Source organism: Micromonospora sp. LZ34 (assembly GCF_052981855.1).
The window spans coordinates 60,697-87,474 of the sequence record NZ_JBRIQN010000019.1 but is presented as its reverse complement, the minus strand read 5'-3'; the positions used below and the strand labels follow the sequence as shown (position 1 = coordinate 87,474).

24 protein-coding genes, 1 tRNA gene and 3 pseudogenes are annotated in these 26,778 nt (G+C 74.3%); 17 read left to right on the top strand and 11 right to left on the bottom strand.

Annotated elements, in window-relative coordinates; genetic code table 11:
• Positions 1 to 43: 43 nt before the first annotated feature.
• On the bottom strand, positions 44 to 691 hold the full coding sequence (locus tag ACVCAH_RS20775) for an alpha/beta hydrolase fold domain-containing protein (protein ID WP_447137826.1): 648 nt from the start codon (positions 689 to 691) through the stop codon (positions 44 to 46).
• Between the two features lie 156 nt (positions 692 to 847).
• On the opposite strand from ACVCAH_RS20775, the gene ACVCAH_RS20770 reads away from it, so the two are divergent.
• The 3 genes from ACVCAH_RS20770 to ACVCAH_RS20760 all read left to right on the top strand — a co-directional run bounded on the left by ACVCAH_RS20770 (position 848) and on the right by ACVCAH_RS20760 (position 3,293).
• Positions 848 to 1,597, top strand: coding sequence for a lysophospholipid acyltransferase family protein (locus ACVCAH_RS20770; RefSeq protein ID WP_447137825.1), 750 nt, complete (start codon positions 848 to 850; stop codon positions 1,595 to 1,597).
• Positions 1,598 to 1,699: 102 nt separating this feature from the next.
• Positions 1,700 to 2,308 (top strand): isochorismatase family protein, encoded by a 609-nt coding sequence (locus ACVCAH_RS20765; protein WP_447137824.1) that lies wholly within the window; start codon positions 1,700 to 1,702, stop codon positions 2,306 to 2,308.
• Between the two features lie 4 nt (positions 2,309 to 2,312).
• A complete protein-coding gene (locus ACVCAH_RS20760; RefSeq protein ID WP_447137823.1) occupies positions 2,313 to 3,293 on the top strand; it encodes a GlxA family transcriptional regulator in 981 nt (326 codons plus the stop codon).
• On the opposite strand, the gene ACVCAH_RS20755 is transcribed toward ACVCAH_RS20760, so the two are convergent.
• The 4 genes from ACVCAH_RS20755 to ACVCAH_RS20740 form a co-directional block, all read right to left on the bottom strand.
• Positions 3,175 to 3,903, bottom strand: coding sequence for a hypothetical protein (locus ACVCAH_RS20755; protein WP_447137822.1), 729 nt, complete (start codon positions 3,901 to 3,903; stop codon positions 3,175 to 3,177). The genes ACVCAH_RS20760 and ACVCAH_RS20755 overlap by 119 nt on opposite strands.
• A 74-nt stretch (positions 3,904 to 3,977) precedes the next feature.
• Positions 3,978 to 4,691 (bottom strand): response regulator transcription factor, encoded by a 714-nt coding sequence (locus ACVCAH_RS20750; RefSeq protein WP_447137821.1) that lies wholly within the window; start codon positions 4,689 to 4,691, stop codon positions 3,978 to 3,980.
• Positions 4,664 to 5,872 carry a hypothetical protein gene (locus ACVCAH_RS20745; RefSeq protein ID WP_447137877.1) on the bottom strand — a complete coding sequence of 403 codons (1,209 nt, stop codon included), beginning with the start codon at positions 5,870 to 5,872 and terminating at the stop codon, positions 4,664 to 4,666. Before ACVCAH_RS20745 ends, ACVCAH_RS20750 begins: the two co-directional genes overlap by 28 nt.
• A 79-nt stretch (positions 5,873 to 5,951) precedes the next feature.
• Positions 5,952 to 7,130 carry a sensor histidine kinase gene (locus ACVCAH_RS20740; RefSeq protein WP_447137820.1) on the bottom strand — a complete coding sequence of 393 codons (1,179 nt, stop codon included), beginning with the start codon at positions 7,128 to 7,130 and terminating at the stop codon, positions 5,952 to 5,954.
• 224 nt (positions 7,131 to 7,354) lie between these two features.
• On the opposite strand from ACVCAH_RS20740, the gene ACVCAH_RS20735 reads away from it, so the two are divergent.
• Entirely contained in the window at positions 7,355 to 8,584 is a 1,230-nt protein-coding gene (locus ACVCAH_RS20735) for a Clp protease N-terminal domain-containing protein (RefSeq protein ID WP_447137819.1), read from the top strand.
• A 198-nt stretch (positions 8,585 to 8,782) separates the two neighbouring features.
• Positions 8,783 to 8,938, top strand: a complete 156-nt coding sequence (locus ACVCAH_RS20730) for a hypothetical protein (protein ID WP_447137818.1) — start codon at positions 8,783 to 8,785, stop codon at positions 8,936 to 8,938.
• Between the two features lie 164 nt (positions 8,939 to 9,102).
• Here ACVCAH_RS20730 and ACVCAH_RS20725 read toward each other — a convergent pair whose 3' ends face one another.
• Positions 9,103 to 10,527 carry a hypothetical protein gene (locus ACVCAH_RS20725; protein ID WP_447137817.1) on the bottom strand — a complete coding sequence of 475 codons (1,425 nt, stop codon included), beginning with the start codon at positions 10,525 to 10,527 and terminating at the stop codon, positions 9,103 to 9,105.
• Between the two features lie 901 nt (positions 10,528 to 11,428).
• Here ACVCAH_RS20725 and amcA point away from each other — a divergent pair.
• The 5 genes and pseudogenes from amcA (at position 11,429) to ACVCAH_RS20700 (ending at position 15,705) form a co-directional block, all read left to right on the top strand.
• Positions 11,429 to 11,596, top strand: a complete 168-nt coding sequence (gene amcA, locus ACVCAH_RS20720) for a multiple cyclophane-containing RiPP AmcA (RefSeq protein ID WP_447137816.1) — start codon at positions 11,429 to 11,431, stop codon at positions 11,594 to 11,596.
• Positions 11,593 to 11,997, top strand: coding sequence for a hypothetical protein (locus ACVCAH_RS20715; protein ID WP_447137815.1), 405 nt, complete (start codon positions 11,593 to 11,595; stop codon positions 11,995 to 11,997). The genes amcA and ACVCAH_RS20715 overlap by 4 nt, the downstream gene beginning before the upstream one ends.
• Positions 11,998 to 13,107: 1,110 nt before the next feature.
• Positions 13,108 to 13,993 (top strand): annotated as a pseudogene (locus ACVCAH_RS20710) (replication-relaxation family protein).
• Between the two features lie 390 nt (positions 13,994 to 14,383).
• Positions 14,384 to 15,289, top strand: coding sequence for a DUF2637 domain-containing protein (locus ACVCAH_RS20705; RefSeq protein ID WP_447137876.1), 906 nt, complete (start codon positions 14,384 to 14,386; stop codon positions 15,287 to 15,289).
• Positions 15,286 to 15,705 carry a helix-turn-helix transcriptional regulator gene (locus ACVCAH_RS20700; RefSeq protein WP_447137814.1) on the top strand — a complete coding sequence of 140 codons (420 nt, stop codon included), beginning with the start codon at positions 15,286 to 15,288 and terminating at the stop codon, positions 15,703 to 15,705. The genes ACVCAH_RS20705 and ACVCAH_RS20700 overlap by 4 nt, the downstream gene beginning before the upstream one ends.
• A 232-nt stretch (positions 15,706 to 15,937) precedes the next feature.
• Here ACVCAH_RS20700 and ACVCAH_RS20695 read toward each other — a convergent pair.
• A pseudogene (locus ACVCAH_RS20695) lies at positions 15,938 to 16,105 on the bottom strand (bifunctional DNA primase/polymerase); the annotation flags it as partial.
• A 31-nt stretch (positions 16,106 to 16,136) separates the two neighbouring features.
• Positions 16,137 to 16,212, bottom strand: a tRNA-Arg gene (locus ACVCAH_RS20690).
• Between the two features lie 167 nt (positions 16,213 to 16,379).
• On the opposite strand from ACVCAH_RS20690, the gene ACVCAH_RS20685 reads away from it, so the two are divergent.
• Entirely contained in the window at positions 16,380 to 17,069 is a 690-nt protein-coding gene (locus tag ACVCAH_RS20685) for a hypothetical protein (RefSeq protein ID WP_447137813.1), read from the top strand.
• Between the two features lie 25 nt (positions 17,070 to 17,094).
• Here ACVCAH_RS20685 and ACVCAH_RS20680 read toward each other — a convergent pair whose 3' ends face one another.
• Complete coding sequence (locus tag ACVCAH_RS20680; protein WP_447137812.1) at positions 17,095 to 18,132, bottom strand: alpha/beta hydrolase; 1,038 nt, start codon at positions 18,130 to 18,132, stop codon at positions 17,095 to 17,097.
• Positions 18,133 to 18,233: 101 nt separating this feature from the next.
• Complete coding sequence (locus ACVCAH_RS20675; protein WP_447137811.1) at positions 18,234 to 18,659, bottom strand: HPF/RaiA family ribosome-associated protein; 426 nt, start codon at positions 18,657 to 18,659, stop codon at positions 18,234 to 18,236.
• A gap of 377 nt (positions 18,660 to 19,036) precedes the next feature.
• Here ACVCAH_RS20675 and ACVCAH_RS20670 point away from each other — a divergent pair.
• The 4 genes and pseudogenes from ACVCAH_RS20670 to ACVCAH_RS20655 all read left to right on the top strand — a co-directional run bounded on the left by ACVCAH_RS20670 (position 19,037) and on the right by ACVCAH_RS20655 (position 24,039).
• A pseudogene (locus tag ACVCAH_RS20670) lies at positions 19,037 to 19,929 on the top strand (single-stranded DNA-binding protein).
• A gap of 291 nt (positions 19,930 to 20,220) precedes the next feature.
• Complete coding sequence (locus tag ACVCAH_RS20665; RefSeq protein ID WP_447137810.1) at positions 20,221 to 21,225, top strand: cobalamin biosynthesis protein; 1,005 nt, start codon at positions 20,221 to 20,223, stop codon at positions 21,223 to 21,225.
• On the top strand, positions 21,222 to 22,802 hold the full coding sequence (locus ACVCAH_RS20660) for a cobyric acid synthase (RefSeq protein WP_447137809.1): 1,581 nt from the start codon (positions 21,222 to 21,224) through the stop codon (positions 22,800 to 22,802). Before ACVCAH_RS20665 ends, ACVCAH_RS20660 begins: the two co-directional genes overlap by 4 nt.
• Before the next feature lie 250 nt (positions 22,803 to 23,052).
• Positions 23,053 to 24,039: a hypothetical protein gene (locus tag ACVCAH_RS20655; RefSeq protein ID WP_447137808.1), complete on the top strand. Its 987-nt coding sequence runs from the start codon at positions 23,053 to 23,055 to the stop codon at positions 24,037 to 24,039.
• Positions 24,040 to 24,081: 42 nt separating this feature from the next.
• Here the strand turns inward: ACVCAH_RS20655 and ACVCAH_RS20650 are convergent, their stop codons facing one another.
• Positions 24,082 to 24,483 carry a rhodanese-like domain-containing protein gene (locus tag ACVCAH_RS20650; protein WP_447137875.1) on the bottom strand — a complete coding sequence of 134 codons (402 nt, stop codon included), beginning with the start codon at positions 24,481 to 24,483 and terminating at the stop codon, positions 24,082 to 24,084.
• Between the two features lie 187 nt (positions 24,484 to 24,670).
• Between ACVCAH_RS20650 and ACVCAH_RS20645 the strand changes: the two genes are divergently transcribed.
• Positions 24,671 to 25,294, top strand: a complete 624-nt coding sequence (locus ACVCAH_RS20645; RefSeq protein ID WP_447137807.1) for a uridine kinase family protein — start codon at positions 24,671 to 24,673, stop codon at positions 25,292 to 25,294.
• Positions 25,295 to 25,368: 74 nt separating this feature from the next.
• Positions 25,369 to 26,721: a M20/M25/M40 family metallo-hydrolase gene (locus tag ACVCAH_RS20640; RefSeq protein ID WP_447137874.1), complete on the top strand. Its 1,353-nt coding sequence runs from the start codon at positions 25,369 to 25,371 to the stop codon at positions 26,719 to 26,721.
• The last annotated feature ends 57 nt before the right edge of the window (positions 26,722 to 26,778 follow it).

The window sequence follows — 26,778 nt, the reverse complement described above, 5'->3', positions numbered from 1 at the left end:
GTCCGACCCGCCGGCGGCCACCTCGGCCGCCGGCGGGTCCGCGTCAGCCGGTCGGCAGGACGGTGTCCAGGAACGCCCCGGTCACCGCCGCCAGGTCCGGCCGGCGCAGGTCGAGCGCGTGCCCGCCGTGGGTGAGCCAGCTGTGCACCGGGTGCCCGGCGGCCAGCAGCGCCGCCGCCAGGTCGACCGTCTGGCTGACCGGCACCGACCGGTCGGCGACTCCGTGCACCAGCAGCACCGGCACCCCGTTGCCGGCGTGCGTGGTGACGGTGGCGTCCACGGTCGCCGGGTCGCCGGCGGCGGGCGGGTGGCCGAGCAGCCCGGCCCACGGGTCGTCGCCGCCGCGCAGCCGCCGCCAGTCCACCGCCAGCGGGTCGACGGCCGGCCAGTAGGCCAGCCCGGCGGTCACGTCGTCCGGCCGGTCCACCCCGCGCAGCGCCAGGTGCAGGGCGAGCGTGCCGCCGGCCGAGTCGCCCGCCACCAGCAGCGGACGACCCGGGGCCGCCGCGCGGGCTCGCCGTGCCGCCTCGCGTACGTCGTCGAGCTGGGCCGGCCAGTGCGCCCGGTCGACCAGCCGGTAGGTCGCCGGCACCACCCGCAGCCCGTACCGGGCCAGCGCCACGCCGTCCTCGGTCGAGCGGGCGCGCCAGCCACCGCCGTGGATCCAGAGCAGCACCGCGCGTTCGGTCATCCCGCCATCGTGCCCCCGCCGGCGGCCGTGCGCCCGTCCGCTCTGCGACGGGCAGAAACCGGGCGGGCGGGGCAGGCCCGGCGGACCCGGCGCCGGGGGACCGGAACCACGCTCGGCCCTGGCGTGACTCCCAGCCGGGCAGGGTACCGTCTGCGGATGCCGGAACTCGTGTATCCGCCCGTGATCGCCGCCGCCAAGGCGATGTTCCGGGTCCTCGACCTGAAGATCACCATCGACGGCGCCCACCACGTCCCGCGCACCGGCGGGGCGGTGCTGGCCAGCAACCACGTCAGCTACCTGGACTTCATCTTCTGCGGCCTGGGTGCGCACCCCGCGAAGCGGCTGGTCCGTTTCATGGCCAAGCAGTCCGTGTTCACCCACAAGGTCTCCGGTCCGCTGATGCGCGGGATGCGGCACATCCCGGTGAACCGCCGGGCGGGCGCCGGGTCGTACGCGACGGCGGTCAGCGCGCTGCGCCGGGGTGAGGTGGTCGGCGTCTTTCCCGAGGCCACGATCAGCCGCTCGTTCACCGTCAAGGAGCTCAAGAGCGGCGCCACCCGGATGGCCCAGGAGGCCGGCGTGCCGGTGCTGCCGGTGGCGCTCTGGGGCACCCAGCGGCTCTGGACCAAGGGCCGGCCGCGCACGCTCACCCGCCGGCACACCCCGATCACCATCATGGTGGGCGAGCCGATGGACCCGGCCGGCTACCCGGACACGAACGCGATGACCGCGGACCTGAAGACCCGGCTGGACGCGCTGGTCGACCGCGCCCAGCGGGAGTACCCGGAGGCGCCGGCCGGCCCGGACGACCGCTGGTGGCTCCCCGCGCACCTTGGCGGCACCGCCCCCACCCCCGAGGAGGCCGCCGCTCTCGACGCCGGCGGTCGCCGCACCTCCACGGCCTGACCCGGTCTCCCGTTGCAGAGCCGGGCATGTGGCCGGATCGTTCCGCAGCGGGGCAGGATGGTGTCTGCCATCGCGGCGCCCCGGCCAGCCAGGATTCAGGTCATGAGCAGAGCAGCACTCGTCGTCATCGACGTCCAGGAGTCGTTCCGGCAGCGACCGATCTGGGCGTACGCCTCCAACCCCGACATCGTCGGCGCGGTCGACCGGCTGGTCGCCGCGGCGCGCGACCGCGGCGACCTGGTGGTCTGGGTCCTGCACGCCGAACCGGGCAGCGGCGGTGTCTTCGACCCGGCGAACGGGCACGTCCGGCTGATCGACGGGCTGGCCCCGGCGGCCGGGGAGCCGACCCTGGTGAAGACCTCGCACAACGCGTTCACCACCACCAACCTCCAGCAGCTGCTGACCCTGGCCGGCATCCGCGAGATCACCGTCTGCGGGATCCGCACCGAGCAGTGCGTGGAGACCACCGCCCGGGTCGGCTGCGACCTGGGCTACGAGATGACCTTCGTGACCGACGCGACGGTGACCTTCCCGACCCCGCACCGGGACCTGCCGGAGACCGCCACCCTGGCCGAACTCCTCGCCGACCCGCGCACCCTGTCGAACGAGGAGATCATCGCCCGCACCGAGTACGCGCTGGCCGGCCGGTTCGCCACCATCCGCACGGTGGCCGAGGTGACCGGCGCGGTCCCGGCCGGCGCCCGGGGCTGAACCGATGGCCCGGGTCGTCTTCCTGCTCGTCCCGCAGCTGCACCTGTTGGACCTCGCCGGGCCGGCCCAGGTCTTCTCCACCGCCGCCGACCTCGGATACGACTACCGGCTGCACTACGTCGCCGACCGGCCGCAGGTCCCGACGGTGCAGGGCGTGCCGCTGGTGGCCGGGCTGGACTGGCCCGAGCTGACCGGCGACGACCTGGTGGTGGTGCCCGGGTGGCGGGTCAGCGCGCACGGCCCGCAGGGGCCGGTCGGCCCGGCCGACCTGCGGCGGCTGGCCGAGCACCACGCCCGGGGCGGGACGGTGGCCAGCGTCTGCGCCGGCGCGTACGCCCTGGGCCGGGCCGGCCTGCTCGACGGCCGGCGCTGCACCACCCACCACGACGTGCAGGACGACCTGGACCGCCGGTTCCCGGCGGCCCAGGTGGTCCGCGACGTGCTCTACGTGGTCGACGAGCGGGTGGTCACCTCGGCCGGCATCGCCAGCGGCATCGACGTGGCGCTGCACCTGGTGGCCACCCGGCACGGCCCGTCGGCGGCCGCCCGGATCGCCCGGACGCTGGTCGTCTACGCCCGGCGCAACGGCCACGAGCAGCAGGCCAGCGCCATGATGCGGCACCGCTCGCACCTGTCCGACGCGGTGCACCGGGTGCAGGATCTGATCGACTCCCGGTTCGCCGAGCCGCTGCCGCTGGCCGACCTCGCCGCCGCGGGCGGGGTCGCCGAGCGGACCCTCACCCGGTTGTTCCGTCAGGCCACCGGGCTGACCCCGCTCGGCTACCAGCAGCTGCTGCGGGTGGAACGCGCCGAGCACCTGATCGGGCACGGCAGCACGGTGGAGGCCGCCGCCCGTACGGTCGGGTTCACCGACGCCCGCATGCTGCGCCGGCTGCGGGCCCGCGCGACCCGGAGTCCGATCGCTCCGGATGGTAGTAGTCGTCCCGGGAGCGGAACTCGACCGGCAGTGACCCGGGCAGGGTGATCCGTCCGTCGCCGGCCAGCGGCCCGCCCCCGGCGCGAAGCCGCAGCACGTCCCGTTCCGCCGGGGAGAGGTCGACCAGTTGCGGCCGGGTCAGCCGGAACGTGGCCACCGACCGGCGTACCTGCCGGGCCAGGTCGGTGACCTCGTCGGCCGGGCCGGCCAGCGCGAGCGCCGGCTGCCAGATGGTGCGCAGCGCGTCGCAGACGATCAGCAGCTGGGCCGGTCGGTCCGGGCCGGGCGGCACCAATTCCAGGCGGGACGGCCACTGCCAGCGGATCTGACCGCTGACCAGGCCCGGCCCCCGGGCGCCGCGGCGGTGCCGGGCGGTGTCGTCCGGCCGGCCGACCACGGCGAGCTGCGACCCGGTGCCCGCGAACGCGAACCGCCGGTCGGTGACGGTCACCGCCACCGGCGCCGGCAGCGTCCAGCGCTGCCACCCCTCGGACGGGCCGAGCAGGTGGCCCGCCGCGTGCAGCCGGTGCCGCCAGAGCACCCGCTCGCCGGGCTCGGGCACCAGCTCGTGACGCCGGTCCAGTACCGGGCCGACGTCGTCGTCCGGCGCGTCGAACCGGTGCGGACCGATGAAGAACGGGGACGCGTCGTCGTGCATGGTCACGACCTCCGGGAGCGGACGACCTTCCGCACCGAGCGTCGCCGAACCCGACACCGCTGTCATGACGCCCGTTAGGGGGTCGGCCGGTCGTAGGACGCCTGTGACCGGTAGATGCCGATCTCCTCCGGCCGGATGAGCCCGTCCTCGATCGCCCGGGCGAGCAGCGCCGCCTTCGTGGCGGCCGGCCGCCCCGCCCGGGTGTATTTGATCCGCGCCCGGTCGACGTACTGCTTGACGGTGTGCTCGCTGATCCGCATCCGGCGGGCCACCGACGCCTTCGACATCGACTGGAACCACAGCAGCAGCGCCTCGCGTTCCTTGTCCGACAGGACGGGCCGGTCCGGGCGGGCGTCGCCGACGATCGCGCCGGCCAGCGCCGGGGGCACGTACGGGCGGTCGCTGGCCGCGGCCAGCACGGTGGCCACGCAGTGCTCCCGGCCCTCGTGCTTGGCGAGGAACGCCACCGCCCCCGCGTCGAGGGCGGCGAGCATGGTGTCCGGGTCGGTGTGCTCGGAGTAGACCACCACCCGGCGACCCGCCGCGCTCAGCTCGGCGAGCTTGTCCAGCGCCATCCGGCCGTGCAGCCGCAGGTCGAGCAGGACGACGTCGGCCGCCGGGGCGGCCCGCAGCACCTCGTCCGGGTCGTCGCCGGTGGCCAGCACGGTCAGCCGGGGTTCGGTGGCCAGCCAGGCCCGCACTCCCTCGACCACCACCGGATGGTCGTCGACGATCGCCACGCCCACCGGTCGCTCGCCGGTCACCGCCGCCACCGGGTCTGCGTCCATCTGATCTCCCCGTCGTGTTCGTAGAGCTGTTCCACCCGGTCGTCCCCGTCGTGGTCCGGCGGCGGCCGGCTGCCGTCCGGGCCGTCCCGGTCCGGCGCGACCAGGCTGACCACCACCTCGTCCGGTCCGGACACCACGGTCAGCCGCGCCCAGTCCCGCGCACCGGTCAGGGCGGCGGTGAGCGGGTCGGCCAGCCGCCGGCGGACCTCAACCGGTAACGGCGGCGGCGTGCCGATGGTGACCAGGTCGATCGGCAGGCCGCTCCGTTCGGCCAGGTCCGCGGCGGCCCGCAGCTCGTGCAGCAGCGGGTCGGGCACGTCGTCGGACTCGGCGATGAGGCGGCGCAGCCGGGCCGCCGCCAGCACGCAGCGGCGCTGTACGCCCGGGTCGGCCGGGTCGGCCCGGCCGTCGGCGAGTTCGGCGAGCACCGCCTCGGCCGTCCCGCTGACCAGCGCCAGTCGCTCCTGCCGGTCCCGGCGGGCCCGCTCGGCGGCCTCCCGTTCCGCCGCGATCGCGTGCGCCGCCGCGGCGGCGCCGGCCCGCTCGCGGGCCAGCGTGGCGATCACCGCGCCGCCCACGAAGACCGCCATCGGCAGCGACGAGGTGCCGTACACGTACATCGCGTAGCGGGCCAGGTCGGCGGGGGTGGTCGCGCCGTGGCCGAGCACGGCGACCAGCGCGATCAGCGAGTGCGCGGCCAGCAGCGCGAGCAGCCCGAGGGCCCGCCGCCCCCAGAGCACCAGCACGAGGAACCAGCCGAGGGTGCCCCACACCCAGTTGGCGGCGGTGAAGAGCTGCCGCTCGCCGGCCGCGGCGAAGACCGCCGCGTCGACCACCAGCAGCAGCGCGGCCAACGGCCAGGCCGGCAGCGGGGCGTCGCGCAGCAGCCGGACGCCGGCCAGCACGCCGGTGACCGCGACCACCAGCCAGCCGGCCGCCACCACCACGGGCGCGGCGAGGTCGGCCCGCGCCGCCAGCACCGCGGGCAGCCCGATCGCGGTGTGCCAGGCGAGCGCGATCGCCACCACCACGATCCGGGCACCCCGGTCGGAGGCGCTGGCCACGGCGGCCGCCGCCTGCCGTACCCCCGTCTCCGCCGCCGGGCCGCCGGCCGCGGGGCTCCGCGGCCCGGGGATCCCGCCGGCCGGCGCGTTCGTCGTCCCACCCGCCGCCGTGCCGATCGCTCCGTCGGCCGCCGCCGCGCCCGTGGTCGCGTCGGCTGCCGCGCCCGTCGTTCCGCCGGTCGCCGTCGCGCCGGTCTCAGTGGACATCGGACCACTCCAGCCGGATCCGGGTGCCCGCGCCGGGCGCGGAGTCGACCACCGCCCGCCCGCCGACGGTCGCCATCCGGCCGCGGACCGACTCGCGCAGGCCGTACCGGTGGGCCGGCACCTGCTGTGGGTCGAAGCCGGGACCGTCGTCGGCGACCTCGACCGCGACGGTACCGGCGGCGCGGTCCAGCCGCAGCGTGGCGGTGGCGCCCGGGGCGTGCCGGGCCACGTTGGACAGCGCGGCGTACGCGCTCTCGGCGACCGCCTCGGCGACCGGCCCCGGCACCACGCAGGAGGTCAGCTCGGCGGTCACCCGCAGCTCGGGCAGCCGGTCGAGCACCGCCCGCAGCCGGTCGTCCAGCGGCACCGGCGCGCAGCCCGGGGCCGACCTGGCGTCGGCCAGCATCCGGAGGGTGCGCAGGTCCGCGGCGCACCGCCGGCGCAGCCTCGCCGAGGGGCCGGCGACCGCGCCCAACCCGACCATGGTGAGCGTGGCCAGCGCGGTGTCGTGCAGGTCCCGGTTCTGCCGCCGCTCGGCGTCCCGGGCGGTCCGGGCGACCAGCGCCTCCCGGGTCAACCGCTGGTGCTCGGCGAAGCCGCGGTCGGCCCGGCCGATCCGGCGCCGCATCACCGCCGTCATCATCGCCGCGCAGGCCGTCTGCATCAGCAGGGTCGCCGTGTGCGCGGTGGCCTCGTCGGGATTGCCGGCGGTGTACGCGCCGGCCGCGTAGCCGACGGTGACCAGCAGCCCGGCCGGGACCGACCAGCGCGCCGGCGCGGTGGCCTGGGCGCTGATCACCGTGGTGCTGGCCAGCACCGCGACCCAGCTCCCCTCGCCGGGCAGCACCTCCGGCGCCACCAGCAGCGGGATCGCCAGGCAGGTGGCGGTGGTCAGTGCCACGTCGGCGGCCACCAGCGCAGCGGTGACGCCGTGCCGCAGCGCCCGCACGGCGTACCAGACGGACCAGGCGGTCAGCCCGGCCACCGCCGGGACCAGCAGCCCCGGCTCGACCGGCGGGGTGCGGACCGCGAGCGCCACCGCCGCGCCGGCCAGCCCGCAGGTCAGCCGGAGCAGGGCGGGAATCGTGGTGAAGATGAGCGTGAACGCGCCGCCGGCCGGATTGTCCAGCGGGGTCGGCGGCGTGGTCGGAGTGGGAACGGCCGACATCGGGGAGGAGTCCTTTGCGACAACGACCCGATCCGGGTCCGCGCTACGGAGATAGACGCCGGAGAATAACACGTGCTTCTGGTGGGGATCACGGTCCGTGCCCGGCGTGTCGCCGAGGGGCTAGCTCGGCGGTATCCGTGCCGCGGCCAGCAGGTGTGCGGGTGTTGTCTCGGCGGTACGAACGGCTGTAGCGCCACCGACAGTGGACGCCTACGGTCACGATCATGGAGGCCTCGAACGCCGCCGAGGCGCAGCCGCCGTTCGTCGCGCTCGGCGCGATGCCGATGAGGGTGTTGCTGCAGGCGTATTCAGCGGCGGTGCGGCGCGGGGCGAGCAGCGTCGGCACCGTCGACCTGCTGTGCCGGGTGGCGCTGTACCCCAAGTCGGTCCCGCCGTGGCTGCTTGCAGGCGCAAGCGGTGCGAACCTCATGCGGATGGTCGTCGATCCGCGCCGTATTCCAGCGGGGCGGGCAGTCGGCGAACTGGTGTCCGAGGCGGTCAGCGAGTACGACCAGGAGGTGCGGGCGGTCCTGCGCGAGGTCGAATGGAGAATCCACCGCCAGCCGGACCGGCGGCTCAGAAAGTCCGACGTGCCGGGCAGGCGCCCCCGCCCATCTTGGACGAACGCCGTTCGGACAACGCTGGTCGGCGCGCTTCAGGGCGCGCGCGACAACCGTCTACCGTTCGCCAACCTGTCCCATCTCGTGCTCGGCATGCTGCAGTTGCCCGGCTGCGACGGGACCCGCTACGTCTACCCCTACGAGTACTCCCGGCTGGAGGCCGTTGACCGGTTGCGCGCGGAACCGACGATGCGCTCGACGGACGAGCCCTATCCGGACCTCGAGAATGAAAGGTTGGCGATCTGGCCGAAATCCGGGTCGCTGCTCGACCGACTCGCGGGACAGTTCTTCGCGCGCGCATCTCGACTCAGCCGCCTCGGCCCGATCCTCGTCGCGGTCGACTTCGAGGCGAGACGCCAGGCAATCCGGCTCGGCCATGACGTGATCGGTCCACTGCACATCCTGCTCGCGATGCTCACACACGACGCCACGCTCGAAGCGACCCGACTCCGGGTACCGGCCCATCATTGCAGCCGCAACCGAGGTGCGGCCGTCCTGCGCGCCCACGGTGTCGATGCCGACCGCCTACGCGTGCTGGCCGTAGGTCGCGGCGGGCCCGAGGAGCCGCCGGCCGAGGTGCTCGCCAGTCAACTGAGCAGCCAGCGCCCCGGCGACCCGTTCACGGGTACCGAGGTCGTCACCGCGATGGCACGAGCCATGGAGATCTCGCTGGCCTACCGGCACCCCGACACGGGCACCAGCCACCTCTTGCTTGCGATCATCGAGGACGACGCCGGCGACGCCGCCGCCATTCTGCGCGACCTGAGCGTCGACGCGCCGGCGATACGAGCACGGGTCGAGCAGGACCTTCGTGCCGCACCAGCCGCTTGGTAGCCACCGGCCCGTCAATGCACCTGTTCGGTTGACGGGCCTGTACGGGGGTCGCGGTGATCGACCGGACCGGGAGCCACAAGCCGCTGGCCTCAGATGGCGATGGCGCGTCCGGCGGGATTCGTGGTTGTCGGGCAGCGTCGGCGGTTGCGGGCAGTCTCGGCTGTACGGCCACACTGTTGGGTCTGACATGATCACGACGTGCCCGACCCCGCGCCTGCCGACGGCAGTCCGTCGCCGCAGCCGTCTGCGCCGAACGCGCGCAACGAACCGCTAACACTACTCATGCTGCTGCTCGCCTCGGCCGTTCTGCTGGCGCTATGTTTCGGCTGTGCCGCCTTCTGGCTGTACAACTAACTGGCCGTCCTTGCGCTGGACCCGGAGCGTCAGTTCGGCAGGACGAAGATCACGACCAACACCGGACCTGGTGGACGAGGTCAAGACAGGAAATGCTTGACCGCTCGTGCCCCGTGGTAACCGTCTGGGGTGCCGGCCTACTGGCAGGTGGATGGCACGGCGACCTACGTCCGGCCGGCGCCGAGGTCGGGCGGACCGACAAGAAGCGCCCGCGCGTCCGACAACAGCCGCCGGTGCTCAGGTCCGTGTGCGATCGCCGCGCAGAACACCGTCTCCACCGCGGCGGCGAGCGGGTCCTCGTACGTCACCGCGAACATCGCCGGCAGCGCCATCGCCTGCTGAGAGCAGTTGGGCGTGCCGTCCGGCAGGGTGACGACCGTGCTGGGCACCCGCGGGTCGGCGAAGAGCCGCTCCCAGGTCGCGCCCATGTCGTCGAAGGGCGGGGGCGTGGGGTCGCCGAGCTCGACGGCGGCGAGGGCATGGGCGATCCAGTCGACGGTGTCGAGGCGAGACACCGCACATGCGCGGCGGGTCGCCCAGAGCGCGAACGCACGCTGGTGCTGCGGCGTGGCCCCCTCAAGTAGATCCAGCAGCTCGCGGTCCATCCTTGCGAGGCTCCACACGTTGGCCGGCAGCGAGCGGATCCGCTGCGACGGCAAGCGCCCGCCCCACCGGCGCGCCTCCGCCTCCTCCAGCCTGCGGCGGACGGCGCCAGCCTTGGCGGCACGCTCGGCCAACTCCCGCTCCCACGGATACGGCGGCTCCGGGTGGCGCCGCAGGTGATCCCAGACCAGGCCCAGCAGCGGCACCTGGGACGCGAGCACACCACGGTGCACGAGGGTGTCGCCGTCGCGCTCCACGACGCTGTCGGACTCGTCTGGCACCGTCGCCGTCGCCGTCGCCGTCGCCGTCGGCTCGCCGACCGTCGACCAGCGCCAACGGCCGCCCTCCAGCCGCGCGAGCACCTCGCCCGCCGGCAGCACCAAGTCCGGCACGCCCGACCAGCCCGGCGGCACCGCACGCCGTATGTCGAAGCGGGGCTCGGTGCCCCGGTTCGCCGCGGTGACCAGCCGGACCATCGCCCAGGCGGCGGCCTTGTCCGCCCGCTGGGTCCACGGCGACTCCTTGCCGTCGTCGCGCAGCGTGCGCAGGCCCAGATCCTCGTGCACAGGCCAGACCAGCACCTCGTACGCCTCCGCGGCGCTTCCCTCGGGCTGCCGGTCACGGGCACGGACCTGCACCCGCAGCAGTCCCGGCCCGGGCGCGGCGATGGAGCGGAAAGCGTTCGGAGCGTCGCCCATGAGGCCGTGGACCGAGAAGTGCTCGCCCGAGTGCCACAGCGTCGCCTCGCTCACCGCGTCCCAGCCGTCGTCCGGTGCCGCCGCCTCGGTCAGCACCGCCACCCGCACCCGCACCGGGGCGGAGTGCGGACCGGTCATCACCGTGAGCGCTCCAGCGCCAGTGACATGCACCAAGCCGTCCCCAACGGTGTACAGCCCCAGGTAATCGCCTGGGTCGCTGCTGACCACGAACTGGTGGTGCGAGACGTAGATTTGCTCGAAGTCGCCCATGGCGGCAAAGGCTCTCACGATTCCGTTCTGCGGGTCGGCCACCGAGCCTGCGGGCTCAAGCGGATCTCCGAGGAGGGTCGGGGTTCGGGGCGGAGCCCCGAGGTCTTCCGCTCTTGGGCTCGTAAGCGTTGCCGGCCGGCCCGGCCGATGCCGGCTGAAGGTCGCCGGCGGGCCCGGGCCGGGCCGCCGCGGCCCGCTTGCGGGCCGCTTTGACGGTCTGGCTTCGTCGTGGCGAGGTGCTGGGGCCCTGCCTGGTCGTACATCGACTTGGACCCCGGCACCTTGCCGGTTCGGCAGACCGTGCAGCGGGCCGATGGCCGGTTGCAGCTCGTGGCACCGAAGACGGAGCGGTCCCGGCGAATGGTGCCAGTGCGGCGAAGGCCTAGCGCTGTTCCGGGCTCACCGACGGCAGCAAGCCGCAGATCGACTGGCGGCGGGGAAGCGATGGCAGATCACGGCCTGCCGTGACGCAATGGGGATGCGTCAGTTCTGCGCCGTTGCCGCGCTGGGAACCGGCGACCGCCAGCGGTTGTGTAGACGCATGGCCCGGGACGGGTGCTGGCGGACGGCGCCGAGCAGTGCAAGGCGAGAGTTGTCCTAGCTTCCCGCCCGTCTCGGTGCCACTCCAAGCCCGAACTGTTTAGCGGAGATACCAGGTGAGCGTCGACGAGCGAGACCGGCCCGATTCATCCGCAGCGCTGTCTGACGAGCAGATCGAGAGCGGCCACCGGCCGATGCACCCGCCGAGCATCCCATCACGCGTGCGGGTGACTCCCCGCCTACGCACCGCCACGAGAGCTATGCGGGTGGATTGGCGGCGCTCCGCACCGACACCGCGCCGCCGCATCTCGGCGGTGGGCTCGCCAGCACCGCGGCGAGCCCACCGGGGGTGGGGGACGTATTCGGCGGGGGAGCGGGCATGACGGTGTACGTCTCGCGCAACGCGACACTCGGTCAACCGTGGCGACCTGAACTCCCGGCACGTGTTCCCTCGCAGGCGCCGGTGAGAGCGGCCGATCCGCCGCTGCTCACCCACGTATGGCGTCAGCTGTTCGACCAGCAGGCTCGAGAAAGCAACCGCCCATGAGCGGAGAGCAGCCACGCCGTGCGAGGGTCCACCGTCTCAGCTCGGTGCCTAGGGATCATCTGCCGCTGCGTCCGCTCTGGCTGTGCCGTACCTGCGGCCAACCCTGGCCCTGCGGGCGAGCGAAGCTCGCTCTCCTCGCCGACTACGACGGCAGCCCAGTCAGCCTGTTCCTTTACCTGGCCGGCCTCCTCCACGACGCCATCGACGGCCTGCACAAGCTCAACCCCAGCACCACAGGAAGCGCCGGTGACATGTTCGACCGGTTCCTCGGCTGGCCCGCCCGACACACCCGCTCCCACCGGATGACCACGACCTCCCCCTGCCGGCCGAGGAGCCAGAAGCCCGAGCGACATCAGACCCCACAGTTCAGGGACTTGGTCGCCGGCAACGTGCTCCAGTAACCGATCGTCGCAATGCTGGCCCGAGCCGGTGACCTGCGGTACGTCTCCGAGATCATCGCGGCATTCAGCGACTACGCCGACACTGCACTTTTGCGACCTCTGCCGCGCAGGCTTGGCCGCACGGCCAGCACCTTTGCCCTGGCGCGACGGTCCAGGGCGATTGGTAGACCTGCAAGCCCTGGCGCGGGCAGTCACGAGACTCCAGCACTGTCGACTTGCGGAGGCGAATCATGCGCTGTGTGCTGCGACTGAAAGCCCTTGACACCGGCACCCCTGTCGAGCGGTACTGGATACACGTTCCCCGTGCGGCGGTCTCGTTCGCCGGGCCATATCGGTCGATGCGTGGGCGCTCCGTAGGGGCGCTCGCTGTCGTTCTGGCCCCCACTTTGAGTGGCCCGTCGACCGGGTGCCGAAGGAGCGACAGGAGGACCGCGATGAAGGATCTTCTCCCGGCGAGTTGAGCCGGTGCGCCGCGCCGCCGCGCTTCGGCGTCTGAGCGCGTAGGCGCCGCCTTGTCCCGGCCCGCGCGGGTCCAGGGCCTGCCCGGGATGGCCCCCTGGCTCGCTTCGCCATTGTCCGAGCATCTCCCGTAGGCGGCCGTGCAGGTCACGGTTGCGGCGGCAGATGCTTACCCCGTCCGCATTGCCGCATCGGTGCCGGTACGGCACGTTCCTTGACATCGCCATAGTGGGCTGCACCTGCTCGCCCTCCGGTCGCCGGCCCGGCGTGATCCCGGTCGTCAGTTGTCTGCTGCCCGCCATTCGGTGCCCGACGGGGGCAGGGCGGGCCGCTCTACTCGGTGCCGCAGGTTCGGCGCCGACCACATCTTGGACACGACAAAAGGAGTTCCGTTGTTCTCCCGAGTACCTTCGTTCGCCGCCGGGATCGCTGGCGGTGACAGATTCCGGCTTGACCCCCGTCCGGGGGTCGGGCTTGACGTCCCCGTTGGGGTCAGTCTTCAGCCCGACCCCCGAACGGACCCCCCTGTTCCTTTCACACCGCAGGTCAGCCCGTCTGTCAGCGCTGGAGACTTGTCCTGCGACAGACCCTGTCTGGTCTCGGGTCTCTCCCCCTGGGGAGCGCCATCCCCGTCGAGGGAGGTGGTGGCTGGTGGATGATCCGGTTCTGCGGGTGCAGTCGCAGCTGACCGACCGGGACCGGGTGCTGCTGGGCTGGCTGTACGACCACGGAGTGTTGACGTCGTTCCAGATCGCCCAGGCGCTGTTCCCATCGCTGGACTTCTGCCAGCGCCGGCTTCGGACGCTGTACCGGCTGCGCCTGGTGGCCCGGTTCCGGCCGCAGCGCGCCGACGGCGGCTCGTACCCGTACCACTACGTCATCGACCAGCTCGGCGCCGAGGTCGTCGCCGCCGGCCGGGACGACCGGCCACCCCGGCGCGACCACGCCCGCGTCGAGCGGCGACGCTGGACCTCGAGCCGGAGCCTCGCGCACCGGCTCGGGGTGAACAGCTTCTTCACCGACCTTGCCGGCTACGCCCGCGCCCACCCCCGCGCCCACCTTGTCGACTGGTTGTCGGAGGCGGCATGCCAGCGCTCTGGCACGTTCACGCAGCCGCAGGATCCGGGCCTGGTGCGGGCATACCAGCCGCGGGTCCGCCCGGACGGCTACGGCCTCTGGACCGAGAACGACGTCACGGTCCCGTTCTTCATCGAGTACGACACCGGTCGCGAGCAGCTCGCGGTCCTGACCGGCAAGCTCGCCGGTTACCGGGAGCTGTTCGCCACGATCGGGCGGGCGTGGCCGGTGCTGTTCTGGCTGCACTCCGCCGCCCGAGAGGCCAACCTGCGCCGCCTGCTCGCCGCCACGCGACTGCTGGTGCCCGTCGCTACCGGCCGCCCGCGACCACGCCGGCACGACGGGCCTGTGTCCCGCTGAGGCGGTCTGGGCCGTGCCCGGCGGGGGAGGGCAGCGGCAGCGGCTGCCCGACCTGGCCTCGTATGTCGTTGACGCTGGACGGGCGGGTGAGGCGGCGTGACGCCCGGCAGCGGCAACGCGGCCGCGGACAGTACCTCGCGCCTGCGGGAGCCAGCAAGACCTGGCCACTCTCACCGGTTTGTCAGCGCCCGGTTCGCTGGGCCTGAGAGATCAGGGAGAGTGCCGATCCCTTCCGGCAGTGACAGCGCGGAGGTATCGTCGCGCGCTCACCGCGGGCGGTCCGCGACAGGCGGCTGGTCCCCGTCCGCCATCACCGTCCCGCACGACGACGCCGGGACCGTCCGCGTACCGGTCCAGCTCTACTCAGCTGGCGGACGAACCTTCGCCGCAGCCCGGTCCGGGGAGGTGGTCCGCCACGACAGCACCGGCACCTGACCCGGACACTGGTCCCCCCAGCAGCCGCATCGAGGGCAGCGTCCAGATCGTGATCATGCTGGCCATCGGCGGGGCGGCCGGAGCTGCCAGCTTCACCCACGTCCACAACGTCGCCGCCGCCCACGGCCAACCCGGCTGGCTCGCCTGGGCCGACGCGATCGTCCTCGAACTGATGTCCATCGCCGCGGGCCTGGAGCTACGCCGCCGCAAACGCGCCCACACCTCGACGGTGTTCCCCGCGAGCGTGCTGGCCTGCGCGGTCACACTGTCTCTCGCCGCGCAGGTCGTGGAGGCCGAACCGTCACCGATCGGCTGGATCGCCGCGGCCGTGCCCGCGCTCGGCTTCCTCGTCATGGTCAAGGTCGCCCTCGGATACGCCGGAACCAACCCCTCAACCAGCGCCGCGCGGACCGCGGACCATCTGTCGGACCAGCCCACACAAACCGCACCCCGGAGCGGACCGGCCGCGAGGACGTGGTCCGGGGGGACGGCGGGGGAGCGGTCCGCAGCACAGGCGATCGGCCAATCGGATGCGGCCCGTCAACCTCGCGGACCGGGCCGCGGTCGCCGCGACGTCGGTAGGGGACGGTCCGCGCGGCACTCCGGCGACGTGGCCGAGCTGCTGCCGGCGGCGCGACGCGTCCGGGACCAGCTCATCGCGGACGGGCAGGCGTTGACCCGGGCGGCGCTCGCCGAAGCCCTCCGCCGGGCGGGCTGCACCGTGTCCAACACCCGGGTATCCGAACTCCTCAAGATTCTCAAAGCTGAGGCGGCCTCGCCGCCCGCGCCGCAGGAGGACCCAACTCCACCGGTGAGCCAGACGCCACGACCGCCGTCAAGTCAGCAGCAGGCGATGCACGCCAGAGCGCTGGACGGCTCGAGGCTGCCCCGACCGACGAGCCCTCTCGAACCCACCCATCTCAGACATCCACGGAACGGGCAGGAGAACCCCGAATCATGAACGCCCACGTGAACCCAACTGAGCAGACCTCCGACACCACGACAGACACCGCCACCGCCACGCCTGCGCAGGTCTCCGGCGAGGTGTGGACCGTCGACCGCGTCCGCGCCCTCGGCGTGACGACCACCCTCGCCACGGCCGCGTCGGTCCTCGGGATCAGCCGATCCCAGGCCTACCGGCTCGCCGCCACCGACGCCTTCCCCGCACCGCTGATCCGCGCCGGCAGCCGCAACATCGTCCCGGTCGCTGGCCTCCTACGCCTCCTGCTACTCCACGACGACCCCGCCCCGGCCGACGGCGGCCGGCGACTTGAACCCGACGCGAAGGTGAGCGTGGATGCGACAACCGCGCCACTAGCGGATTCCACCCACCACCGCTGGCGGCACCGTGCCGAGCATCCAGGAGACGATGAGTGAAGGGATCCACCTTCAAACGCTGCGGCTGCCGCGACACCACCACGAGCCGGCGACTGGGACGCTCCTGTCCCCAGCTTCGCCGGCCCGGCGGTGGCTGAATCCTTGGCGACCCACGCGGCAACGTCCGCCTCCGGAAGCTCCGGCGCACCCTCGCCGGAGATCGGGTCAACCCGCAACAGGTAGCGGTCCACTCCTCCGGGAGCCACGGCAACTCCTCCGGCTCCGGGATCTCGTCCAGCACCTCGATGCCGTCTGGGTTGAACCAGCGGTACTGTTCGCCGCTCGGGTGGAGCGACGGAGCGCAGATCAGATAGCGGTGGCCGTACTGGATGAACTCGATCCCGCCGCCATCCTCGGAAGCGGGCTTGCCCCTCCTCCGTCCCGGCTGGCAGCGGAACAGGTAGATGCCGGAGACCCCATCGGTACGGAGGTGGCGCGCCCGGCAGGATTCGAACCTGCGGCCTTGGGATTAGAAGTCCCCTGCTCTATCCGCTGAGCTACGGGCGCATGGTGTGGTCGTCGCGCCAGAAGGGTACCGCCGCCCCCGGCGCGAGCGGTGGATCGGGTGCCCGGCAGCCACGCCGCTGATCAGCGTCGCACGCACTGCCGGCAGGCGGCACTCGGATTCCGGCCCGCCGCCCACCACACCGTTCCCGCTCCGTACCCTCGGCCTCGTGCTGCTTGACCCGGACGCCGAGAACGACGTTGCCTACGAGCTGTGCCAGCTCCTCGGGCGCGCCATCCTGCCGTACCGCGGGACCGGCGCGGCCCCGACGGCCGCCGGCACCGCCTTCTTCTTCCGCGACCCGGCGGGGGAGTACCTACTCACCGCCGACGCCCTCACCCGGGAGTCGCCCGGCGAGCTGGGGGTGCGGGCGAGCGTGACGGAACCGACCGGCGCGGCGGCCGACGTGGTGCCGGTGCCGGACGGGTGGACCCACCGGCCGGAGGTCGGCGTCGCCATCCTGCCCACCGACGGCCTGCACGAGGACGCCCGGCGCGCGGGCTGGCGGTGGCGGACCCAGCAGGTGACCGAGGGCGTCGCCGCCGGGGCGGACGCGGTCGCCCGGGTGAGCGCGGCTCCAGGATCGGCGTTCGTGCTGGCCAACGGCGTCCGGGCGGACGGCTCCCGGCCGCTGGAGGTGGCCATCGAGCAGGTGGTGCGGGCCGGGGAGGCCGTCCGGATCACCACGGAACTGCCGCCCGGCTACGTCGGCGCGCCCGTGTTCGGGGTGCAGGCCGACGCCGCCGGCGACGTCGCGCTGCACTGCCTGGGTCTGGTGCTGCCCGCCGCCGAGGGCGGGCACCCGCTGGCCACCTTCGACCGGATCCGGGCCGCGATACCGGTGCCCGGCGAGGCCTGAGCGCCGCCGGGAATCGGCGGCCGCGTCAGCCCTGGGCCGGGGCACCCTCGGGCTGATCCGCCGGCTGCCGGCGGCCGGGCACCCCGGCGTCCCCGCCCAGGCGTACGTCGGTCGGCCCGGCGCCGAGGAACGCCTCGGCCCAGCGGCCCACCTCGGTGAAGACCTTCTCCCGTACGGCCGGACCGGAGAGCGTCAGGTCGTGTATGCCGCCGTCGAAGCGTGCCACCGTGACGTGCCGGCCGAGCCGGGGCGCCCAGCGGACCATGTGCTCCACGTCCAGCACGGCGTCGGCGAGCGCCGCCGACTCGTGCCACTTCGTGCCCTTGAACGAGCGGGTCGAGCAGGCGAGCAGCACCGGCACCTGGATGTCCAGCCCGGCGCGCAGCTGCCGCTGGCCGGTGCGGATCGCGTTGAGCCAGCCGGCCCGGACCGGGAACCCGGCGAGTGGCTTCCACTCCAGGTCGTACTGCCACTCGCCGTGGTGCTCGGCGTGGATCGTCTCGCTGTAGACGGTGCCGAGCCCGAACGGCAGGACACGGCGGGGCACCCGCCGGCCCAGCCGGGCGGCGGCGGCCGCGACGGGCCGGCGCAGCACCCAGGGGGCGTTCAGGTCGAAGAACGGGCTGTTGAGGAAGACCCCGTCGATGATCCCGGTGTCCCGGCGGGCGTGCGCCCAGAGCGGCATGACCAGGCCGCCCGTGGAGTGGCCCATGGCGAGCAGGGTGTCGTGCCCGTCGTCGTCACGGATGATCTTCGCGGCGGCGTCCAGCTCGGGGAAGTAGTCGCTGAGGTCGCGGCAGAAGTTCGGGGTCTGGTGCGGCAGCAGGCTGCGACCGTGTTTGCGCAGGTCGAGGGCGTAGAAGTCCCATCCCCGCTCGGCGAAGAAGTGGCCGAGGTGGGCCTGGAAGAAGTAGTCGGTGAAGCCGTGCGTGTAGAGCACGGCGCGCCCGGTGGGGCGCTCGGCGTGGCGGCGGACCAGGGTCGCCACCACCGGCCCCTCGTCGTCGGTGCCCAGGTCGATCGTCTGCCGCTCGTACGGCGGGCCCAGCACGTCCGGTTCCACGTCGGTGACGGTACGCCCGGAAGCTACCGGACGGTAGCCCCCGGCGGCCCCGGCGTTCCCGTCCGCCCGCACCCGGCGGACGGGGACGCCGGGCGTACGCCTCAGGCGGTCTCCACGTCGGCGCGGGCCGGGTCGACCTCGCCCGCCGGGGCCCCGGCCTGCGGGCCCGGCTGGCCGATCTCGCGCACGTGCTTGTTGTGCCGCGGTTCCTGCCGGGTCTTCGCGTCGTTGAGTCGCCGCCGCAGGTCGTCGCGGGCGTCGTTGAGCGCGGCTCGCAGGTCCTCCTCGGCGGAGGTGGTGACGATCTTCTGCCGGCCGGCGATCCAGCACTCCAGGGTGACCTTCTGCCCCCGGGAGTCCCGGTCCTTCACGGACACCTCCAGCTCGGTGGCGTCCGCGTGGAACGCGGCCAACCGGGCGTCGAGGGTGGCGAACTGCTCGACGATCCAGTTCCGGTCGCCCTGGGAGAACCCGGCACCGACCCGCAGGCACTCGGCCACCGTGGCGGGGTTCGCGACGGCGCTCATCGCCGCACCTGGCCGGGAACGCGGGCGGAACGGGTGGTGGTCGTCATCATGGCGCTGACCTTTCGTTCGACGTCGTGCTGTCGGCGGTGCGGTTGATCAAATCCATACCCAGCCGCGCTCCGCCCGGAACGCGACGCTTGTCGCACCTCCGGCTGCTCGGCGGCCGGGTGCCCGCGATCGCGTCGTCCTCGCGTACGGGACCGACCGGTCCGGCCGGCTGACGCCCGGTAGCACATCGGCGCCTTGATCAGGGCGTTGTCCACAGCCGGGCGGGCTGTCTACAGGCCGGCGGCACGGGCTGGCGGCGGGCGGGCGGCGGGCCCAGGCTCGGCACGAGTCGACTCGCCAAGCCAAGCCGATCTTCCCCTGGAGGGACGATGTTCGACACGTACGTCACGATCGTCGGCAACGTGCTGACCGCGCCCGAGTGGCGGCGCACCACCCAGAGCAACACCCTGGTCGCCAACTTCAAGGTCGCCTCGACCGCCCGCCGCCTCGACCGCGACAGCGGCCGCTGGGTCGACGGCAACAGCCTGCGGGTCCGCGTCAACTGCTGGCGCAAGCTCGCCGAGGGGGTGGCCGCCTCGGTGATGGTCGGCGACCCGGTGGTGGTGTGCGGCCGGCTCTACACCCGCGACTGGACCGACGACGCCGGCAACCACCGCACGCTCTACGAGCTGGAGGCGGTCGCTGTCGGGCACGACCTGTCCCGGGGTCGGGGCCGCTTCCTGCGTAACCGGCCCGGCATGGCGACCAGCACCGTCGAGGACGCCGAGGCGGAGCGGCGGGTGCACGGCGAGCCGACCGAGCCGGTGCCGGCCGGCCAGGCTCCGGTTCGGCCGGACGACCGACCGCTGGACGACGACTTCGAGCTGCCCGAGTTCGCTCCGCCGCGGCCCGGTCGCGGCCTGCCCGCCGACGCCGCCGACCCGCTCGACCCGTTCGACGAGCGGACGGAGGGCGGTGACGACGACGAGGAGGTCGGCGGCCCGGGTCGGACGATCGAGGTCGACGGCTTGGTGGACGACGCCGACGAGCTGGCGCGGCTGACCGACGAGACCGACGAACTGGCCCCGCTGGTGGGCGGAGCCGACGAGTTGACCGGCGAGGCCGGCGAGCCGACCCCGCTGGCGGGCGGGGCCGACGAGGTGGGCCCGTCGGCTGGCGGATTCGACGTGCGGGCGGCGAGCGGCGGCCGGCGGAGGGTTCGGCCACCGCTCCGGCCGGCCGTGGTCGACGGGGTCGGGGCCGGCTGCCGCAGCCGGCGTGAGCGGGAGTGCAGGAGGCGCCCCGACGACGGGGGCGGGGTGACGGCCGCCCGCCGCCACCCCGCTTCGGGCCCCGCCTCCGCGCCGCCTGCCGCGCTGGCTCCCGGCGCTCCGGACCGGCCGCCCCGAGGTCCGCACAACTTCAGGGAAGTAGCGGTGCCCCCGAGCCCGGAGGCCGCAACTTCCCCGAAGTTGCAGCACCCGACCCCGGCCGTCGGGCCGGGGGCGGGTGTGCGGGGCGGGGAGCGGGTGGGTGGGGCTGGTCTAGGCTGGCCGGCCGGAGGTGGTGACGGGTGCGGCAGGCTGCGCCGGTGGCGAACGTGGTGGGACTGGCCGCGGGGTACGCCCTGGACACGCTCCTCGGCGATCCGCGGCGGTGGCACCCGGTGGCCGGCTTCGGCCGCGCGGCGGGCGCCCTGGAACGGCGGATGTACCGCCCGGACCGGCCGGCCGGCGCGGCGTTCACCGCGGTTGCGGTCGGCGTGCCGGTGCTGCTCGGCGCAGTCGCCACGGTCGCCACCCGACGCCAGCCGGTGGCCCGGGCGGTGCTGGTCGCCGCCGGCACCTGGACCGTGCTCGGCGGGCGCACCCTGCGGCACGAGGCCACCGTGATGGGCCGCGCGCTGCGCGACGGTGACCTGCCGGTGGCCCGGCAACGCCTCGGCCACCTCTGCGGCCGGGACCCGTCCGTGCTCGACGAGCCGGAGCTGGCCCGCGCCACCGTGGAGTCGGTGGCGGAGAACACCTCCGACGCGGTCGTCGCCCCGCTGCTGTGGGGCGCGGTCGCCGGGCTGCCCGGCCTGCTCGGCTACCGCGCGGCGAACACCCTCGACGCCATGGTCGGCCACCGCTCGACCCGCTACGCCCGGTTCGGCACCCCGGCCGCCCGCATCGACGACCTGCTCAACCTGGTGCCCGCGCGGGTGACCGGGCTGCTTACCGTCGCGCTGGCGCCGGCCGGGCGCGGCAACCGGGACCGCGCCTGGCGGGTCTGGCGCCGCGACCGCAACGACCACCCGAGCCCGAACGCCGGGCAGTGCGAGGCGGCGATGGCCGGCGCGCTCGGCGTACGGCTGGGTGGGCGCAACGTCTACTTCGGTCGGTCGGAGGTGCGCCCGTACCTCGGTGACGGTCCCCGTCCCGAGGCCCGGCACCTGAAGCGGGCGGCTCGGATCTCCGGCGCGGTCGGGTTGGCCGCGCTGGGGCTGGCCGCCGCGTACCCGCTGACCCTGGGCCGGCTGGTGAACGCCGCCGGGCGCCGCGTCCTGGGCGGCGGCGGGCGGGGGAGCGCGCGGTGAGCGGGGGGCTGCTGGTCGCCGGCACCACCTCCGACGCCGGCAAGAGCGTGCTGACCGCGGGCATCTGCCGGTGGCTGCACCGCCGGGGCGTCAAGGTGGCGCCGTTCAAGGCGCAGAACATGTCGAACAACTCCGCCGTCGTGGTCGGCCCGGACGGGCGGGGCGGCGAGATCGGCCGGGCACAGGCGATGCAGGCCGCCGCCTGCGGCCTCGCCCCCGACCTGCGGTTCAACCCGGTGCTGCTCAAGCCCGGCAGCGACCTGGCCAGTCAGGTGGTGCTACTCGGCGAGGCCGTCGACACCGTCACCGCGGGCAACTTCCGCCAGCTGCGGCCCCGGCTCGCCGAGACGGCGTACGCGGCCCTCGCCGAGCTGCGGGCCGCCTACGACGTGGTGATCTGCGAGGGCGCCGGCAGCCCGGCGGAGATCAACCTGCGGTCGGGCGACTACGTCAACATGGGGCTGGCCCGGCACGCCGGCCTGCCCACGATCGTGGTCGGCGACATCGACCGGGGCGGCGTCTTCGCCTCGATGTTCGGCACGCTGGCCCTGCTCGACCCGGCCGACCAGGCGCTCATCGCCGGCTTCGTGATCAACAAGTTCCGGGGTGACCGCGGGCTGCTCCAGCCCGGGCTGGACATGCTGCACCGGGCCACCGGCCGCCCGACGTACGGGGTGCTGCCCTGGGCGCTGGATCTCTGGCTGGACGCGGAGGACTCGCTCGCGTACGGCCGGGTGCTCGGCCGCCCGGCCGCGCCGCACGGCACCGACTGGCTGGACGTGGCCGTGGTCCGGCTGCCCCGGATCAGCAACGCCACCGACGTCGAGGCGCTCGCCACCGAGCCGGGCGTACGGGTCCGACTGACCGTCGAGCCGGCCGAGCTGGCCGCCGCCGACCTGGTCGTGCTGCCCGGCTCGAAGTCGACCGTGGCCGACCTGGCCTGGCTGCGGGAGACCGGCCTCGCCGACGCCGTGCTGGCGCACGCCGCGGCCGGGAAACCGCTGCTCGGCATCTGCGGCGGCTTCCAGATGCTGGCCCGGGCCATCCACGACCCGGTGGAGAGCAGGCGGGGCAGCGTCCCCGGGCTGGGCCTGCTGCCCATCGAGATCACCTTCGACCCGCGCAAGACCGTCCGGCAGTCCACCGGCACGGCCGGCCCCGACGTGCCGGTACGCGGCTACGAGATCCACCACGGCTACGTCTCGTCCGCCGACCCGGCTCTCGCCCCGCTACTGACCTGCGCGGACGGCACCGGGGAGGGAGCCGTCCTCGGCGCCGTACAGGGCACCCACTGGCACGGCGCGTTCGAGTCCGACGAGTTCCGCCGGCGGTTCCTCACCGAGGCGGCCCGGCTGGCCGGCCGGCGCGGGTTCCGGGTCGCGCCCGACACCGCGTTCGCCGCCGCCCGGGAGCGTTCCCTGGACCTGCTCGGCGATCTGGTCGAGGAGCACCTGGACACCGACGCCCTCTGGCGCCTCATCGAGACCGGCCCGCCGCCCGGCCTACCCTTCATCCCACCCGGCGCCCCGACCGCCGACGACCAGGGACGGGGCGCCTCGACCGGCGACGACGAGTGACCGGGGCTCCGCGACCCGCGACGACCGAGGAACCGGCGCGCCCGCCGGCGACGACGAGTGGCTGGGCTCCGCGACCGTCGACGACCAGGGAACCGGCGCGTCGACCGGCGACGACCAGGGCGGCGCCGGCGGGGCACCGCCGGGGCGGCGGGATCGCTAGAGTGCGCCGGTGTTCTTGAATCGTTCCGGAAAGTTGACTGATCGCTGCGCCGACGTGGAGGCGGCCGTGCGGGCACACGACAGTGCCCGGATGACCAACGCGGTGCCGCGGTTGTGGCAGGCCGCCCAGGAAGCGTCGCCCGCCGAGCTGGACGAGGTGCTGCCCCGCTGCGTCGCGCTCCTGCCCGAGCTGGGGACCAGCGCGGGCGGGCAGTTCGCGGTGCTCTGCGGCGCGCTGGTGGAGCTGGGCGCCCGCCCCGACCCGCTGGTCCGCGCCGTCGCCGACGGGTTGCTGGACGCGCTCACCGAGGCCGAGCGGTTCCGGGTCGCCTGGGAACGGGTCCGCCCCGACGACGAGCTGCCCGAGCCGGGTGATCCCGCCGCGTTGGAGCCGGCGGTCGCGGCGATGACCGCGGCCGGCGACGACGAGGACGCCGCCCTCCGGGCGGCGCTGGGCTGGCTCTCGGCGGGCAGCTGGGCGATGCCGACGACCACCCTGCTGCAGCACTCGACGACCCTGCGGCAGGCGTTCCCGCACCGGACGCGGCTGCGCGAGCTGGGCAGTGGACTGGCCGACGTGCGTGGCGACCTGGACTGCATGCTCGGGCTGCTGCGACTGCTCGACGCCGAGCGGTTGCTCGTCCTGCACCGCGGGACCGGGCGGGGCTGGTGGGTCACCGTCGACGGCGTGGGCGACAACTTCCAGCTGCACACCCTGCTGGCCGGAGCGCTGGCCGCACCGGGCCGTATCGAGGGGCTCACCGTCGACCCGGCGTGGGTCGCGGTCGCCACCGACGCGCCGCCGGAGCGGTTCGGCGGCATGGTGACCGGCAGCTTCAACCTGGTGGACGGCCACGGCGAGTGGATCTGGAACGAGGGGCTCCCGGCCGACATCCCGCTGCTGGACGGGGTCCGGGTCATCGTGCTCGACCCGCCGTCCTACACCCGCAGCTGGGAGAACATCCGCCGGTACCCGACGCTGTCCGCCTCGCTGACCGTGGACGCGGAGCTCGGCGCCGCCGACGCGGCGGCCTGGCTGGCCAAGGTCGGGCCGGCCCGGGATCCGCTGGACGACTAGCAGCCGGTGCGGCCCGGGGGCGTGTCGCCGTTCGGGCGTGCGTCAGTAGCGGACGTCGGCGGGGCGGTCCGACATCGGCAGTCCGGCGGCCAGCCACGCCCGCACCCCGCCGATCATGTCGGTGGCCCGATGCAGCCCGAGCGCCCGGAGGCTCGCCACCGCCAGGCTGGAGCTGTAGCCGTGCCGGCAGGCCACCACGATCCGCAGGTCGTACCCGGTAGCCTCGGGGATCCGCCAGGCGCTGGCCGGGTCCAGCCGCCACTCCAGCACGGTCCGGTCGATGACGATGGCGCCGGGCAGCTCGCCCTGTTCCCCGCGCTGCCGTTCGCTGCGGGTGTCGACCAGCAACGCCCCGGTGCGGACCGCCTCGACGGTCTGGTGCGGGGTCAGCCGGCGTACCCCGGCGCGGGCCTGTTCCAGCAGGGCGTCGACGCCCGGACTCATCACGCTGTGGGACACCAGCCGATCATGCCGCCCCGCCCGGGCGTCCGGTCGGGGAACGGCCCCGGTCCGCACCACGACCGCCCGAACGGGCGACGGATCCGGCCGGCGGGCACCGCGGGCCACCGGCGTCGGCCCCCGAACCGGCCCGGGCCGGGGAATGGTCCGCGCGGCCGGTTACCGTCGGCGGGTGGCGGTGGTCGTGGTCGAGGCGTACGCCCAGCTGGCCCGCCGCGTGCTGGCCGCGCCGGCGCGGTTGGGGCGGACCCGGCTGGTGGCCGTCGACGGGCCCAGCGGCGCGGGCAAGAGCGTCTTCGCGGCGCGCCTCGCGGACGCCCTCGGCGCGCTGCCCGACGGTGGGCGACCCCCGGTGGTGCACACCGACGACCTGCTCGACGGCTGGGCCGACCAGCTCACCTTCTGGCCCCGGCTGGAGGAGTGCGTGCTGGCCCCGCTGCGCGCCGGTCGGCCGGGCGCCTACCAGCGCTACAGCTGGGTGCGGCGGCGCTTCCTGCCGCGTCCGGTGCCGGTGCCGGTGGCGCCGGTGCTCGTCGTGGAGGGGGTGAGCGCGGCCCGGGTCGCCGCCCGGCCGGACCTCACGCTCGCCGTCTTCGTCACCGCCCCGGCGCCGCTGCGGCTCGCCCGCGCGGTCGACCGGGACGGCCCGCAGATCCTGCCCGAGCTGCGCCGCTGGCACGCCGGCGAGCGGGCGCACTTCGCCGCCGACGGCACCCGGTCCCGCGCCGACCTGGTGGTGGACGGGGCGCCGGCGCTGCCGCACGACGCCGACCACTACTACGTGCGGCAGCCCTGACCAGCGCGGCCACGGCCTCGGGCGGTGCGGCCCGGTAAGGCCGGCATACGATGCCGGTCATGACCACACCGATCATGTCCGAGTCCGACCTGCGGGCCGCCGTCGAGCGGGAACTGCCCGGTGTCCGCGCCGACCTGGAACGCCTCGTCCGCATCCCCGGCATCGCGTTCGAGGGCTTCGACCACTCGCACGTGGAGCGCTCCGCCGAGGCGGTGGCCGAGCTGCTGCGCGGCTGCGGCCTGGACGTCAAGATCGTGCGCTCCGGCGGGCAGCCGGCCGTGATCGGCAAGAAGGCGGCCCCGCCCGGGGCGCCGACGGTGCTGCTCTACGCCCACCACGACGTGCAGCCGGTCGGCGACCTGTCGCTGTGGGAGTCCGACCCGTTCGAGCCGGTGGAGCGGGACGGCCGGCTCTACGGCCGCGGCGCCGCCGACGACAAGGCCGGCATCATGGCGCACGTGGCGGCGCTGCGCGCGTTCGGTGACGCCCTCCCGGTCGGCGTGGTGCTCTTCATCGAGGGCGAGGAGGAGTACGGCTCCGACTCGCTGGAGCAACTGCTCGCCGAGCACCGCGACGAGATCGCCTCGGACGTCATCGTGATCGCCGACTCCGGCAACTGGGACATCGGCGTACCGGCGCTGACCACCTCGCTGCGCGGCATCGTGAACTGCTTCGTGGAGGTGCGCACCCTCGACCACGCGGTGCACAGCGGTATGTTCGGCGGCGCGGTGCCGGACGCGCTCACCGCGCTCGTCCGGCTGCTGGCCACCCTGCACACCGACGCCGGGGACGTGGCGGTGGAGGGCCTCGTCGGCCGGGAGGGCGCGATCGTCGACTACCCGGAGGACCGGATCCGCGCCGAGGCCGGGCTGGCCGAGGGGGTGTCGTTCATCGGCACCGGCCGGATCACCGACCGGCTCTGGACCAAGCCGGCCCTGGCCGTGCTGGGCATCGACGCGCCGGCCACCGGCGAGGCGCCGAACGCGCTGGTGCCGGCGGCCAAGGCCAAGCTGAGCGTCCGGCTCGCGCCGGGCGACGACCCCAAGCGGGCGTACGCGGCGCTCCGGAGCCACCTGGAGAAGCACGCGCCGTGGGGGGCGCGGGTGGAGGTCACCTTCGAGCACGACGGCGACCCGTGCGTCATCGACGTCACCGGCCCGATGTTCGACGCCGCCCGGTCGGCCTTCCGCACCGCCTGGGACGGCACCGACCCGGTGGACATCGGCGTCGGCGGCTCGATCCCGTTCATCGCCACCTTCCAGGAGATGTTCCCGCAGGCCGCGATCCTGGTGACCGGCGTGGAGGACCCGCACGCCCGGGCGCACGGCCCGAACGAGAGCCTGCACCTGGGCGAGTTCGCGCGGGTCTGCCTGGCCGAGGCGCTGCTGTTGGCCAAGGTGGCCGAGGCGGGCACGAAGGGCCGGTAGGCGTCGGAACCGTAACTTCCCGGCGGATGTCGGAGTTTGCGGTGTGTCGGGCGCGGG